We start from the raw sequence: 13,049 nt of genomic DNA on the forward strand, positions 1-13,049 counted from the left end.
GAGCGCTTGCATGGCATGCAAGAGGTCAGCGGTTCGATCCCGCTTAGCTCCACCACACTCTGAACCCAACAGAGTGCGGTCAGTAAAGTCAACATGTGGGGCTATAGCTCAGCTGGGAGAGCGCTTGCATGGCATGCAAGAGGTCAGCGGTTCGATCCCGCTTAGCTCCACCAAAATTTGAACCCTCGTCGAAAGACGGGGGTTTTTTTATGCTTTTGTAAAACCCTTCACCCTAATTTGTTGCTGAAATAGAGGTATTTTTGTACCTCACCTCAATCAAAATCAATAAAGCGGTCTATAAATAGACTTCAACTTGATTCGCGCAATTAATAAACCTATTATCCATCCGGTCAATGATACGAATGGAAAATAGATTATCTAACTTAATGAATAGAAAAACTTACAATAATGTAAAGATATTTATAACTGCCCTGGCGCTTTGCCTGGTTGCGGTGCCATTCTCCCGTTATATCTCTCCGCGCGCTGTTGTTAATGGTCATGACGTATATTTAGCATGGCTGCCTTTAAGCGTAATGCTGGCGGTTATTCTGGTATTTGGGCGTCGGGCGGTTATTCCTGTTCTGTTAAGTTTTACTATCACTAATATATTCAGCATTGATTTAGCACCGCTACAATATTCAGTTTTATTGTTCTGTCAGACGTTCTCGGTGTTTGCGGGGTGCGGCATTCTCAGGATCATACTGGGCAAGCGCTGGCGCTACTGCGTGCCGAACAAGCATATTGGGTTACGGATATTTTGGCTCGGCTTTATGGTACCGATAGGCATAAAAGTGTCGATGTACCTGGCAGGTTATTTGTTCCATTTCCCGGTTACTATCTCAACCTTCTTCGGTGAAGGTACCGCAATTTATAACGTAGTCGATATACAAAGTCTGATCTGCGCGGCGTTGATATTTACCATGATGTTCTATTACCCGTTAAGAATGATAATTAATCCACGTTATGCCATCACCTTCTGGCGACGCAGTGTAAAGCCCGTGTTTTTTCAAAAGAAATCGCTATATATATTAGTCTGGCTGATGCTTTTAATCGTCATCCTCGCAATTTTATGTGCTCCTTTTGAGTCACCTATTATTGCGGGCTATTTAATGCCAGTGATTTTTATTCTCTTTACGTTAGGGATCAGTCGCCTGAGCTACGCGCTCATTTCTCTTTTCTGGGCGGCATCTGCACTTCTGCTGTTGACCTATAACTATAATTTCCTCAATGGCGTGGAGTCAGGCCATTCGCTCTCCTTTATTCTGTCTGTCCTTATCTCTTTCGCCATCTGCTTGCTCTACATGTCGCGGATTTATCAGCGCAGCGAGTGGCTGAAGCAGGACTGGCAGGACAGGGCGCTAACCGATCCGCTGACCGGTTTACCGAACATTCGTGCACTGGAAGATTTTTTGCAGGACCACCCTGATGCCAAAGTGTGCTGTCTGCGAATGGACAACCTCGAGTTCTTGAGTCGTCACTACGGCATTCTTATGCGGGTGCATTGCAAACGGATGGTGACCACCTCGCTGCAGCCATTTTTGCAAAAAGATGAGCGGCTTTTCCAGCTCCCGGGCAGCGAACTGGTGCTGGTATTGCTGGGGCCGGGAACCGCTGAGCGCCTGCAGCATATGGTCGATCAGCTGAACAGCCGTAAGATTGTCTGGAACAACACCGGGCTGGATATTGAATTTGGCGCTTCCTGGGGAATGGTTGAGAACGGTGAGAAGTTACACCATACGCTGGGGCAGCTCAGCTGGCTGGCTGAGCAATCTTGCGGAGCGCATAATGTACTGGCGCTCACCAATAGCCTCGAGGTGGCATCAGGACAAACAACCGAGCGGGTTTTGATGTTAGCGCGCATCAAACATGCTCTGGATGCCGGACAGTTTCATTTATACGCTCAGCCAATCCAGAAGGCAGATGGTAGCGGGTATTACGAAATACTGACGCGCATGGAAAGCGAGGGCGAGATCATCACCCCAGACCGCTTTATACCGCTAATTGCCCAGTTTAACCTGAGCCACCGCTTCGACATGTGCGTGATGGAAAAATTACTGGTGTGGCTGCGCGATCATCCAGCGACGCATGCCGGTGTGCGTTTTTCTGTCAATCTGATGCCCCTGACGTTGATGCAAAAAGAGGTGGCCATCGAGATTTGCTCGCTCTTTGAACGCTATGGGGTTGCACCACAGGCGGTGGTGATTGAGATCACCGAAGAGCAGGCTTTCTCTAATTCGGGCAGCAGTATCAAAAACATTCAGCAGTTGCGGGATTGCGGTTTCCGGATCGCGATTGATGATTTCGGCACCGGATATGCCAACTACGAACGTCTCAGACGTTTGCAGGCGGACATCATCAAAATTGACGGGTGCTTTGTGAAAGATATCTGTACCGACGATATGGATGCGATGATCGTGCAGTCGATTTGCAACCTGGCGAAGACGAAATCACTGAGTGTGGTGGCCGAATATGTTGAAACGCCGGAACAGCGGGAGAAGCTGCTTCACTTCGGGGTCGACTATCTGCAGGGTTACCTGATTGGCAAACCCAAACCGCTTAATGAATTACGGACATAAAAAAACCGGGAGCTGAGCTCCCGGTTTTTATTTCGCTGCAGGTGTTACAGTACCAGTGCCGCAATAGAGGCAGACAGTACGCTCACCAGCGTAGAACCGTAAACCAGCTTCAGACCGAAGCGAGAAACCACGTTACCCTGTTCTTCATTCAGACCTTTAATCGCACCGGCGATAATACCGATGGAAGAGAAGTTAGCGAAGGAGACCAGGAACACGGACAGGATGCCTTCCGCGCGTGGAGAGAGCGTGCTGGCAATTTTCTGCAGATCCATCATTGCAACGAATTCGTTAGAGACCAGTTTGGTCGCCATGATACTGCCTACCTGCAGCGCTTCATGTGCAGGAACACCCATCACCCAGGCAACCGGGTAGAAGATGTAGCCCAGAATGCCCTGGAAGGAGATACCCAGAACCGCTGCGAACAGGGCGTTCAGGGCAGAAATCAGGGCAATAAAGCCGATCAGCATCGCCGCAACGATAATCGCCACTTTGAAACCAGCCAGAATGTACTCACCCAGCATTTCGAAGAAGCTCTGACCTTCATGCAGATTTGCCATCTGCAGGTTTTCTTCGCCTTCGTCAACACGGTACGGGTTGATCAGAGAGAGAACGATAAAGGTACTGAACATGTTCAAGACCAGCGCGGCAACCACGTATTTAGGTTCCAGCATCGTCATATACGCACCCACGATAGACATGGAGACGGTAGACATTGCGGTGGCTGCCATGGTGTACATGCGGTTGCGGGACATCTTACCGAGGATGTCTTTATAGGCGATGAAGTTCTCAGACTGACCCAGGATCAGGGAGCTGACGGCGTTGAACGATTCCAGTTTACCCATGCCGTTAACTTTGGAGAGTACGGTACCAATGGCGCGGATAACGACGGGCAGAACACGAATGTGTTGCAGAATACCGATCAGCGCAGAGATGAAGACGATAGGGCACAGTACCTTCAGGAAGAAGAACGCCAGACCTTCGTCGTTCATTTTACCGAAGACAAAGTTCGTCCCTTCGTTGGCGAATCCGAGCAGTTTTTCGAACATTTCGGAGAAGCCTTTTACGAAGCCAAGCCCCACGTTGGAGTTCAGGAAGAACCACGCGAGCAAAACTTCAATAACGAGAAGCTGAACAACAAAGCGGATGCGGATTTTTTTACGGTCATGGCTGACCAGTAACGCAAGCGCAGTAACGACAACGAGTGCCAGGACAAAATGAAGGACGCGGTCCATATTTGCTCCAAATATGAGGCAGGTTTAATTTTCGTGCACATTCTATGTAACAAGCGAAAAGAAAACGAGATCAAGGACACACTATAGTTACATCCTGTGACGAGTCTCAAAATTAGTGATCCACAATACATTTTTGTTATGTTAGGTAAATGCGTGAAAAGTTAAGTTTGTGTGCTAGTCTTCACAAAAGCGTGCGCGATTGCAGGTTTTGTTAGATCGCCCCACCTTACCCGCCCGTCTATTGTTCAAAGCTATCAGAGAAATCACTATAAACTCACTAAATGATCTTGATAATCATTCTCATTTTGATAGCATTAAACATAGCAAAGGCTATATTTCCAGAGGCAGAAATGACAAACAGTCGCGTAGAGGGTAGCAGTGGCAGAGCAGCGCGCAAGTTGCGGTTCGCGTTAATGGGACCTGCGTTCATTGCTGCCATCGGCTATATCGATCCAGGTAACTTTGCGACCAATATTCAGGCCGGGGCCAGCTTCGGCTATAAGCTGCTCTGGGTGGTCGTGTGGGCTAACCTGATGGCCATGTTGATCCAGATGCTGTCTGCGAAGCTGGGGATTGCCACGGGCAAAAACCTGGCTGAACAAATTCGCGATCATTATCCGCGTCCGGCGGTATGGCTTTACTGGGTTCAGGCGGAAATTATCGCCATGGCAACCGACCTCGCCGAATTCATCGGGGCCGCGATTGGTTTTAAATTGATCCTCGGCGTCTCGCTGCTTCAGGGCGCGGTGCTCACCGGGATTGCCACTTTCCTGATCCTGATGCTGCAGCGTCGCGGTCAAAAACCGCTGGAAAAAGTTATCGGTGGGCTGCTGCTGTTTGTGGCGGCGGCCTATATCGTCGAGCTGATTTTCTCTCAGCCGAATCTGGCACAGCTCAGCAAAGGGATGATTATCCCGAGCCTGCCAACCTCTGAAGCGGTATTCCTGGCCGCCGGTGTGCTGGGCGCAACCATCATGCCGCATGTCATTTACCTGCATTCCTCGCTGACTCAGCACCTGCACGGCGGGACGCGCAAAGAGCGTTACTCTGCGACGAAATGGGATGTGGCGATCGCCATGACCATTGCCGGTTTTGTGAACCTGGCGATGATGGCGACCGCTGCCGCCGCTTTCCATTTTAACGGTCACACCGGTATTGCCGATCTCGACCAGGCATACCTTACGCTGGAGCCGTTACTGAGCCACGCTGCTGCCACGATATTCGGGCTGAGCCTGGTGGCGGCCGGTCTCTCGTCAACGGTTGTGGGGACGCTGGCAGGGCAGGTGGTGATGCAGGGCTTTGTCCGTTTCCACATTCCGCTTTGGGTTCGTCGCTCCGTGACCATGCTGCCCTCCTTTGTTGTGATTCTGATGGGGCTGGATCCCACGAGAATTCTGGTCATGAGCCAAGTACTGCTGAGTTTTGGTATCGCGCTTGCACTGGTGCCGCTGCTGATCTTTACCAGTGACAAAAGCCTGATGGGCGAACTGGTGAACAGCACGCTGGTGAAACGAACCGGTTGGGTCATTGTGGCGGTAGTGGTGTCGTTGAACCTGTGGCTCCTGGTCGGCACTGCACTGGGGTTATAGCATCGCGTTGAACCAAAGAAAAAGGAGCCGGGAGGAACCATATCTCGCGCGTTAACACATGGATTAATAAGGATATTATTTTAACGCGATCCATAAAGTGACCACATGCAAGAGGCCTGAAAGCAAATTTCAGCCTCTTACAGGCAAAAAAATGCCAGCCCGTAGGCTGGCTAATGCATCGATGTAAAGAATGTGGAAAGGGTGCCGGGAAGCTCTGCGCCTGACAACTGAGGGCGGGGAATTGCTTCCCCGCCTGGTTGCCTTACCGTCCAGAATCGCAGGCCAGCACAGCCGCTACCTCCTTGTCTCCGTCTTTGATCCGCAACTCGCAAAGCGTATTACGTGTCATTAAGGTGAATGCCAGAATAGTGATACAGATGACTACCAGGCACAGAACAATAGATTTTAGCGGCATAGCCAGCCTCCTTTCATTTGCCCTAGCTTGCTTTAGCTTCCTTTGGATTAGCTTAGGCTTGCATTCAGGCGGGTAAGAGGCTACCTTTATGTTGTCACGCATAAGAGGGGCCTCGAGTTGATTTAATGACTCGGGGCCTTTTCTCTATCTGCTCCAGGATACCCGGAACAGACAGTTCCCAGGCACCCGGCGCAAGTCTAGCAGATTCATAGCATTACAAGTAAGTAATTTAACGGTATCTAACGACCTCTAACCACCTCGCACACCTCCCGTAACAAGGTATTTCAAAAACAGTCAATAACAGGCTTAAAAATGCCGTTATGTCTGCATGTAGATTGCCTTTGCATCACATGTAACAAAATGAAACTAACCCCCTGTTTTCAGTCACCCTCTGCTGTGGTCAGTGACCACCATCCCGGCATCACGAGCGCCGCTATCGCATTGCAATGATTTCAGTTTTGTTTACACAGCATGTTTTCATAAGTCATTGTTTTGAAATGAACTTAATCAGGAATGAAAAAACGCCAATTTGCATTGCTTTCACTGAAAATCAGACATAAAGCCTCTCATTTACTTAAAAATCATTGTGTTAAGTGGTGTTTTTGCCGTGATTGTATTGCACTGCATTTGCAATTTACTGAAATTCTTTTCAATTCGTGCAAAAACACATTATCGAAAAAGCCCTTGTGGCGCGGGTTCTGGAGGGGGATTTTGCGCTGATTTCTGTTTGCAAAAATCACAAAGACGGGAAAAGCGCAGGCGGGAGGGGGTAGCGCCGTTTAGGTGGCGTTGGGTCTTAAGTGGATTTCATTTTTTTCTTGTATGGGCAGGTAATGAGTGATGGTGAAATGGAGCGCACACAGCGCCCGCTACGCTGACGTAACGGGCATGATGATGCTCTTGCTACAGAGAGGGTTACAACGTGGCGCAGACAGGCGCACAGGAGGATTTTTATTTCTTCGACATCATGCAGCTGTCTGGCGAAGATGCGGGCGCATGATGGTTGCCAGAACGCGTTGTTTCAGCGTGATGCATGGTAATGATACCGGGGGCTTTCCTGATAATGAGTGCAGCATGAGGGTTGCCGCATCATCAATGAGGCCATCAATAAGGCCACGCTCACCAAATACCCATGAGGTGTATTCTGATGAAAATAATGAAAGTTCCGTATTGCTCATTAATGGGATTAACTTATTTACGTCGGTGATGGCATCACGCCGCTGTTTTGCTTTCCGGGATATAGTTCCCGGTGAAACAGTAATAACATATAAGCACGCCAGCACCGTTAGCATTGCTGAACCAAAGAAAAGAATAATTGGTATGGAGCATAAAGAATAAAGACAGTAAGCGAATAATAAAAATGAAAGCATGACAATAAACATTGCTGTTAACTCAATCCACTTGTAGATAGTGTGATTGATATTTTGATAGTGATACTCGTGAACTATCATCCCTAATAAATGCTCTCTGCTCATTTCCTGCAATCCTCCACATGATATTACCAGTAAAATTATTTATGCTTTGCTGAATCATTCAGTATTAAAGCGGTATTCTTTCGCTGTTCAGGCGACAGGCAATCAATCAGCGTTTTGACGACACCAGCGGTATCTAAGGCACTCGGGCTTAGCGTATGAGAAAATGAAATGCTCATTGTGAACGTGTGCCCGCACTCAACATTTGTACAGGCACAGTAAATAGTCCCGACATCCGGCGTAATCCATACTGTTTTTTTTATGTGTGCTCGCTTCTCACATTTTCCACAATGCACCATAAACAATCTCATAAACACACTCCATATCAATTATTTTCGGAAAACCCTACATAACCGAAAAAACATAATCAAGATGTAAAACTCAATCACCACAAAGACAATGAATAACTACATGTAATGTCTAATTTATTATTTAGTTAACGTTATATACCCTTTAATTAATATAATCAGCATAGCTCATGCGGTTCTGTGAAATAACTGGCACTCCTCTTTTTCTTCCGCAGCGAGCGGGGGCATCGGAAAACCGTCACAAACGTCACACCCACCCAAAACACCTGTTATCCGTTTGATTTACATGAAGAAAAGTTGTGACGGTAAAACCATCACAAAACGCAACAGAAAACGTCACAACAAGAGAAATCAATGAGTTAGGGAAACGAATTGTGACGCTTTAAAACCGTCACACTGTGATGGTTTTGTGATGCTTTTGTGATGGTTTTTGATTTGGCTATTTATCCTTTAAAATCATTTAGATATGAGTAGTTTTTAAACCTTGTGACGTTTGTGACGGTTTTCCGATGCCCCCGCTCGTTGTGGAAGAAATTCAAATGATGGATAAAAAACACACAAACCCAGAACAGATAACATGCGTGATTATTACGCTCTAGAATGAACTGGAATGGTGAAAATCTGCCGGATTTGGATTCGTTTTCACGAGATGGCCAGCCAGGAAAAAAGCTGTAACGGGAGAAGGTGCACAGTGTCGCTTACTGGTGTTCAGGTTATTTTTCAATCAATAATCATAACTATATAATTAAATTGAATATTCACACTTTTTTACTAAGGTCGAACGGTATACCCCCCCCTTGTTTTAAAATATTCTCTCTGATTGTTCACTCTGTTCACCCGTGATAAAAAACCTTATTAAACATTAGATTAAGTGGTGAACAGACAGAATTCAACTCATCACCTTTGTTCACCCATCGTTCACCCATGCTAAGCAAAAAAGGTGAACAGTGGTGAACAGTGGTGAACAATTGAAAAATGATTATTCACCCTTTAACTCATTGTATATGAATGGTTTTTGTTGCTGGTGAACAGTGGTGAACAATCAAACGCATTTATTTTTAAACTCTGCCACCTGACAGAAAAAAGCTATTCTTCTGGCTGGCCTGTTCCCGTCGCCTCCGGTAGCCATTCACCTGCGCAATCGTCATCAAGATTCATATTACTGCGGATCCCCTGCTTGGTTTTTTTGCGCATGTACTCCTTTCCGAACTCTGCCAGAGCCCCCGGCATATCCAGCCCGAAGCGCTTAACAGAAACAGGCTTCGCAAGGTTGTTCCCCTTCATGTATGCAAGATAAGCGTGATAGAGGTACTTACGCGGGTTGAACGGTATTGCCTCAGCGTTACCAATCAGCATCCCGTCAGCCTCGATGGAGGCCAGCAGATAGCCGCAAAAATCGACCAGTGAATCAGTAGTTCGCTTGATGGCTAGCGCCTCCTCGGATTTTTGCTGCTCAACCAGCATTTGCCTGGCTTCCTGCTGGTTGGTAAAACGCCTGAGAAGGTGGCGGATAATCACCGGAAGTTCACGCGCAATCTTGCTCCGCAGGTGTGGATCTCGCTCGCTCTCCGGTACGGCTTCGCCAAAGTGGAAGATAACCCGCCTGCGGGACACGCCGCCGCTGCGGTCACTGAATGCCATTGCGTTGTTATTGACGGCAAGCACCACAGCCGGAATACGCGTTGAGTAGGGCGCTTTGTGTTTTGGGTCAATGCTGACCTCATCGCCCCCGGTAATGGCCTTGATGCCGGAGCCGTCGCCAACATAGCGGGTCTGGTCTGGCATGATGATTAGCGAATACCCCACGACAATCGCCCTTTCGCGCGGATTTTCCAGCGCGGCCATGTTGGCCGATACGGTGTTATTTTTCCCGGCCAGCATGGTGCAAATCTCCGCAAAAATACTTTTACCGCTGCCACCCGGCCCCGTCACCTCAAGGAATAGCTGCCAGTCGTAGCGGTTCGCCAGCACCATAAACAGCGCTGACATGATCCGCTCGATTTTGCCTTCACTGCCGGATGCGGCACGGCTCACCCATTGCCAGAAATGCGGGGCGTGTTGTTGCAGGTTTTCGCCTGGCGCCGGTGCGGTGAATACAACGTCACTGGCAATCAGTAACCAGTCCTCTTTACGGTGCGCCCGGAACTCGCCTTTGTGCAGGTCAAACACCCCGTTACTGAATCCAATCAGGTTCCGCGCCGTTCCCCCCATCATGGGGATTTGTAATTTCAGCGCATCAACGGCAGAGCGTATTGCATTCGGTGAAAACGGAATGCTGCCAGCGATAAACACTGACGCCATTTCGCGCATCAAATCGCGGTCACTGACGGGACGCCACGCCGCGCCGTCATAGTAATGGACGGTATCGGAAAGGCCGTCTAGCGCCATCTCACCGTTATAGCGTTCAAGAAGCACCTCGCCGCGCTGGCTGGCTCCCATCTGGCTTAAGGTGGGCTTCGCCTGTTTATCCTTCTCAGTGCTTTCCGGCTTCTTACCCGGCTGATACTGGCCTGCACTGAATGCCTGACATGCGGCATCCTGTCCGGCGCTGCGGCGGTAATCATCCCAGTCCGTTTTGTTTTCCCCTGGTGGAACGGCAACCCAGCCATTAACCGCCTTAGCGGCCTTTTCTGCTGACTCAAGCCCCGTGTTTTTCTCCCCCTCACTGGTGTCATTGTCTCCGGCAATAATCAGGCGTGCCCGTGGGTATCTTCCGCGCATCAGCTGCGCCACGTTGCGCAGGTTGTTCGCTGATACCGCAGCCACGACGTACCCGCCACCCAGCGCCTTAACCGCCAGTGCGGTAGCAAATCCCTCCGTGATGCTGATAACGTCCGGCGTCTCGTCGTTCAGCGGCTCAGGTTCAATATACGAGCCAGCCAGCACAGAGCCGGGCAATAGCCGTTTTTCGCCCTCCGGGCTGATAAGCTGCGCCCCTGTGACGCCCCCTGTTGCATCACGCAGTGACAGTACCGCCGAGCCAGCAGGGAACAGCACACCACCCGCGCGAACGTCAGCAGAGGTTAAGGGTAAAAGATACCCGTTCACCCCTTTGCGTTGCAGGTACTCGCTTTCTGCGCTTTTACTGGCGGCAATCATGGCCTGATATCCCGCCGAAAAGCGGGCGCGCTTCTCCTCGTCTGAGGCTTTTTTCCTGGCTGGCGCTGTTTTGGTTTCCTGTGCAGGAGCCGTGCCGATGGAGTCAGCCACATGGCGCGCTGCGCCCGCTAAATCAGTCCCGGAAACCACGCGCACCAGGTCAATACCGTCACCGCTTCCGCAGTGGGAGCAAAACCACGTTCCGCGCCCGTCAATGTCATCAAAGCGAAAGCGATCCACGCCCTCACATTTCGGGCAAGGCCCATGTTTACCGTTTGCAGGTACTTTAATACCCAGCACAGGTAATAACTGAGGCCAGCGATTTTTAGCGGCTTTAGCCGTATCTGAAACAAAATGCTTATTCACTTTGTCAGCATCCTTAATGGTGAAAGCATAAATCGAATGATTATGTATATCTGGAACGTGGTGATATGTTCCAGACATACAAGTTATTAAAGGTTTTCAGTATTTCTTTCCTGAGCCTGCATTTTTAACCACTTTTCAAATAAACCTTTATCCTTTAACTCCCTGTACACGTGGGTGATATCTTCATGAATATAGCTAAACATGTGCGGGATACATCTGTGTATAAATCCGTCACAAAAACTATCACTCAATACAATATGTAAGACCTGCGAAACGGCAATTGAGCGATTTAATTTGTGAAAGCTTTCAATGCTGAGTTGGTTTTTGATATCCATGCTCTCACTCTTTGCGTTCGTTAAGTTGCCAGACAATAAAGCCATTAGCGCGAATTTCTTTTGCCTCACTCTCAGAAACCTCTTTAACGCATTCATGGCGTAAGATTTCATACCCTGCACAGGTAAGCTGGTGTTCTGCTTTTCTTAACGCATCATCACGCGTCCCGGTAAACATAACGGAGGTCACTCTTATTTCTGGTACTGAGTTTCCGCAGGGAATCAGGGGTGATGTGTTTTTAACTATGTTAATTACTGCGAATGCATACGGTACTGACATATTTATCTCCTCATTAAATTATGGGGGCATCCTGAGGCCGTTACGACATGACAGGTATCCGCCCGGCAAAACAGGCAACATAACTGGCTGATACTTTCTTTCTGGCTTCATGGTAGGTCGTTGCATTGATTCTGATGCTGTGCGGCTTGTTCTTCATGTCCGAACGTCGTACAGCCAGAAACAACCACATATACGAACGCTCTGCCAGTGGCCTTTGTGACTGATGCGGCACGGGATTGGAAAATGATGAAATTGCAGGTATACTAATCATGTACATATTCTCGTGTGTGCGTGAGTAAACCAAAGCCGAATCTCGTAAATTTGGCTTTTTCTTTTCTAATTAAAGCCAGCAACCATCATCTTGATTCAGTTCAGCGGTTTTATTGTTTTGGGTGCCATTATTTTCAAATTTTTTGCCATCTTTTTCATCGTCCTTCTTATCAGAGACATCTACAGACATTCCAAGACCGTCTGCCTTGAAGTCTTCGTCTTTTGACGCGCTCATTGCCGACTCTGAAATTAATGAAAGCAACGCGCTAATTTTGGGTGAAAAGTCCTTATCATCGGAATTCAGCGTAATGGATTCCTTACCAATAGAAATGGTCATTTGTTTCATTTGTTTTTCCTTTTAATTCTGGAGTTACAGTGATTCTTTTTGTCTGGTCAGTTCTGCAATGCGCTGCTGCCTTACAATGTGATTATCTGCCCCATTAATGCCGGGTAATTCATTAACCATGTCTGAAATAACGCTATCAAACATAAGGTTGAATTCAGCGTCAGGGATGTTTCTTAAGCCGCTGTCTGCATGCCTGATTTCACACATGGATGATGAAATATATCCTGCAATAATGTTATTAACCTCATCACAATCAATGTAAGGATAAACGCCATTTTTACAGAAAACGTCATCAATAGCTAATTGTATGTCTCTCGCCAGTTGCATAGTGCGATAGCGATTATATATATTTAATGCATCACCTCGCTTACCTTTCCAGTCACTATAATGGCGGTAATTATTAAGGAGCAATAGTTCGATATCAACATTGTATTTGTCAATGAGCTTATTAAGACCATTGATAATGACTTTCTTCGATTCGTTTCGTGCAATAGCCCCCGTTAGTTCATTCATGCGTTCGGCATCCTCAACGCATTCTATATCAATGTCGGTGCCAATCTCTTTTATCTCACCCGTAATCTGTAAGATCTTATCCTCAACCAGTTTTTTATCTGAATACATTTTATCCAGAGTATTAGCAAGGTCAGTCATTACCGAACTGGAGACAGATAAATTTCTGTAGCACTCATCAAAAATAGTTTTTAATGAGTCTATGGAATCATCTAACGTGACATTATCATCAATAATATCATCTGACATAATAA

At 47.8% G+C, this 13,049-nt stretch carries 12 protein-coding genes and 1 tRNA gene; 3 read left to right on the forward strand and 10 right to left on the reverse strand.

Features of this window, described 5'->3' with window-relative positions:
* Nucleotides 1-97: 97 nt before the first annotated feature.
* Together AAIR21_RS16305 and AAIR21_RS16310 are read left to right on the forward strand one after the other, a co-directional pair.
* Nucleotides 98-173: transfer RNA gene (locus AAIR21_RS16305), tRNA-Ala, on the forward strand.
* A 213-nt stretch (nt 174-386) separates the two neighbouring features.
* Complete coding sequence (locus AAIR21_RS16310) at nt 387-2,576, forward strand: sensor domain-containing phosphodiesterase (protein WP_025203504.1); 2,190 nt, start codon at nt 387-389, stop codon at nt 2,574-2,576.
* A 44-nt stretch (nt 2,577-2,620) separates the two neighbouring features.
* On the opposite strand, the gene AAIR21_RS16315 is transcribed toward AAIR21_RS16310, so the two are convergent.
* Nucleotides 2,621-3,808 (reverse strand): NupC/NupG family nucleoside CNT transporter, encoded by a 1,188-nt coding sequence (locus AAIR21_RS16315; protein ID WP_014171069.1) that lies wholly within the window; start codon nt 3,806-3,808, stop codon nt 2,621-2,623.
* A gap of 350 nt (nt 3,809-4,158) precedes the next feature.
* Here AAIR21_RS16315 and AAIR21_RS16320 point away from each other — a divergent pair, with 350 nt between their 5' ends.
* Nucleotides 4,159-5,397 (forward strand): Nramp family divalent metal transporter, encoded by a 1,239-nt coding sequence (locus tag AAIR21_RS16320; RefSeq protein WP_020883097.1) that lies wholly within the window; start codon nt 4,159-4,161, stop codon nt 5,395-5,397.
* A gap of 262 nt (nt 5,398-5,659) precedes the next feature.
* Here AAIR21_RS16320 and AAIR21_RS16325 read toward each other — a convergent pair whose 3' ends face one another.
* From AAIR21_RS16325 to AAIR21_RS16365, 9 genes are all read right to left on the reverse strand, one after another.
* On the reverse strand, nt 5,660-5,812 hold the full coding sequence (locus tag AAIR21_RS16325; RefSeq protein ID WP_434681555.1) for a type I toxin-antitoxin system Hok family toxin: 153 nt from the start codon (nt 5,810-5,812) through the stop codon (nt 5,660-5,662).
* Between the two features lie 965 nt (nt 5,813-6,777).
* Nucleotides 6,778-7,287 (reverse strand): hypothetical protein, encoded by a 510-nt coding sequence (locus AAIR21_RS16330; protein WP_434681557.1) that lies wholly within the window; start codon nt 7,285-7,287, stop codon nt 6,778-6,780.
* A gap of 35 nt (nt 7,288-7,322) precedes the next feature.
* The gene (locus AAIR21_RS16335; RefSeq protein ID WP_434681559.1) at nt 7,323-7,595 is read right to left on the reverse strand and encodes an ogr/Delta-like zinc finger family protein; all 273 of its coding nucleotides are present in this window, start codon (nt 7,593-7,595) and stop codon (nt 7,323-7,325) included.
* A 1,083-nt stretch (nt 7,596-8,678) separates the two neighbouring features.
* Complete coding sequence (locus AAIR21_RS16340) at nt 8,679-11,057, reverse strand: primase-helicase zinc-binding domain-containing protein (protein WP_434681561.1); 2,379 nt, start codon at nt 11,055-11,057, stop codon at nt 8,679-8,681.
* A gap of 86 nt (nt 11,058-11,143) precedes the next feature.
* Complete coding sequence (locus tag AAIR21_RS16345) at nt 11,144-11,392, reverse strand: Derepression protein (RefSeq protein ID WP_434681563.1); 249 nt, start codon at nt 11,390-11,392, stop codon at nt 11,144-11,146.
* A gap of 4 nt (nt 11,393-11,396) precedes the next feature.
* Nucleotides 11,397-11,669 carry a hypothetical protein gene (locus tag AAIR21_RS16350; RefSeq protein WP_434681565.1) on the reverse strand — a complete coding sequence of 91 codons (273 nt, stop codon included), beginning with the start codon at nt 11,667-11,669 and terminating at the stop codon, nt 11,397-11,399.
* A 40-nt stretch (nt 11,670-11,709) separates the two neighbouring features.
* Nucleotides 11,710-11,946, reverse strand: coding sequence for a host cell division inhibitor Icd-like protein (locus AAIR21_RS16355; RefSeq protein ID WP_434681567.1), 237 nt, complete (start codon nt 11,944-11,946; stop codon nt 11,710-11,712).
* A 63-nt stretch (nt 11,947-12,009) separates the two neighbouring features.
* Entirely contained in the window at nt 12,010-12,285 is a 276-nt protein-coding gene (locus AAIR21_RS16360; protein ID WP_434681570.1) for a hypothetical protein, read from the reverse strand.
* Nucleotides 12,286-12,309: 24 nt separating this feature from the next.
* On the reverse strand, nt 12,310-13,044 hold the full coding sequence (locus tag AAIR21_RS16365; protein WP_434681574.1) for a hypothetical protein: 735 nt from the start codon (nt 13,042-13,044) through the stop codon (nt 12,310-12,312).
* Nucleotides 13,045-13,049 lie beyond the last annotated feature (5 nt).

The sequence above is a fragment of the Enterobacter sp. PTB genome (genome assembly GCF_051130085.1).
Classification (GTDB): domain Bacteria; phylum Pseudomonadota; class Gammaproteobacteria; order Enterobacterales; family Enterobacteriaceae; genus Enterobacter; species Enterobacter ludwigii.

Coding starts and splice junctions, on each gene's coding strand:
- AAIR21_RS16345 (WP_434681563.1), bottom strand. CDS start 11,392: ATGGATATCAAAAACCAACTCAGCATTGAAAGCTTTCACAAATTAAAT.
- AAIR21_RS16320 (WP_020883097.1), top strand. CDS start 4,159: ATGACAAACAGTCGCGTAGAGGGTAGCAGTGGCAGAGCAGCGCGCAAG.
- AAIR21_RS16365 (WP_434681574.1), bottom strand. CDS start 13,044: ATGTCAGATGATATTATTGATGATAATGTCACGTTAGATGATTCCATA.
- AAIR21_RS16350 (WP_434681565.1), bottom strand. CDS start 11,669: ATGTCAGTACCGTATGCATTCGCAGTAATTAACATAGTTAAAAACACA.
- AAIR21_RS16335 (WP_434681559.1), bottom strand. CDS start 7,595: ATGAGATTGTTTATGGTGCATTGTGGAAAATGTGAGAAGCGAGCACAC.
- AAIR21_RS16330 (WP_434681557.1), bottom strand. CDS start 7,287: ATGAGCAGAGAGCATTTATTAGGGATGATAGTTCACGAGTATCACTAT.
- AAIR21_RS16315 (WP_014171069.1), bottom strand. CDS start 3,808: ATGGACCGCGTCCTTCATTTTGTCCTGGCACTCGTTGTCGTTACTGCG.
- AAIR21_RS16310 (WP_025203504.1), top strand. CDS start 387: ATGAATAGAAAAACTTACAATAATGTAAAGATATTTATAACTGCCCTG.
- AAIR21_RS16360 (WP_434681570.1), bottom strand. CDS start 12,285: ATGAAACAAATGACCATTTCTATTGGTAAGGAATCCATTACGCTGAAT.
- AAIR21_RS16325 (WP_434681555.1), bottom strand. CDS start 5,812: ATGCCGCTAAAATCTATTGTTCTGTGCCTGGTAGTCATCTGTATCACT.
- AAIR21_RS16355 (WP_434681567.1), bottom strand. CDS start 11,946: ATGTACATGATTAGTATACCTGCAATTTCATCATTTTCCAATCCCGTG.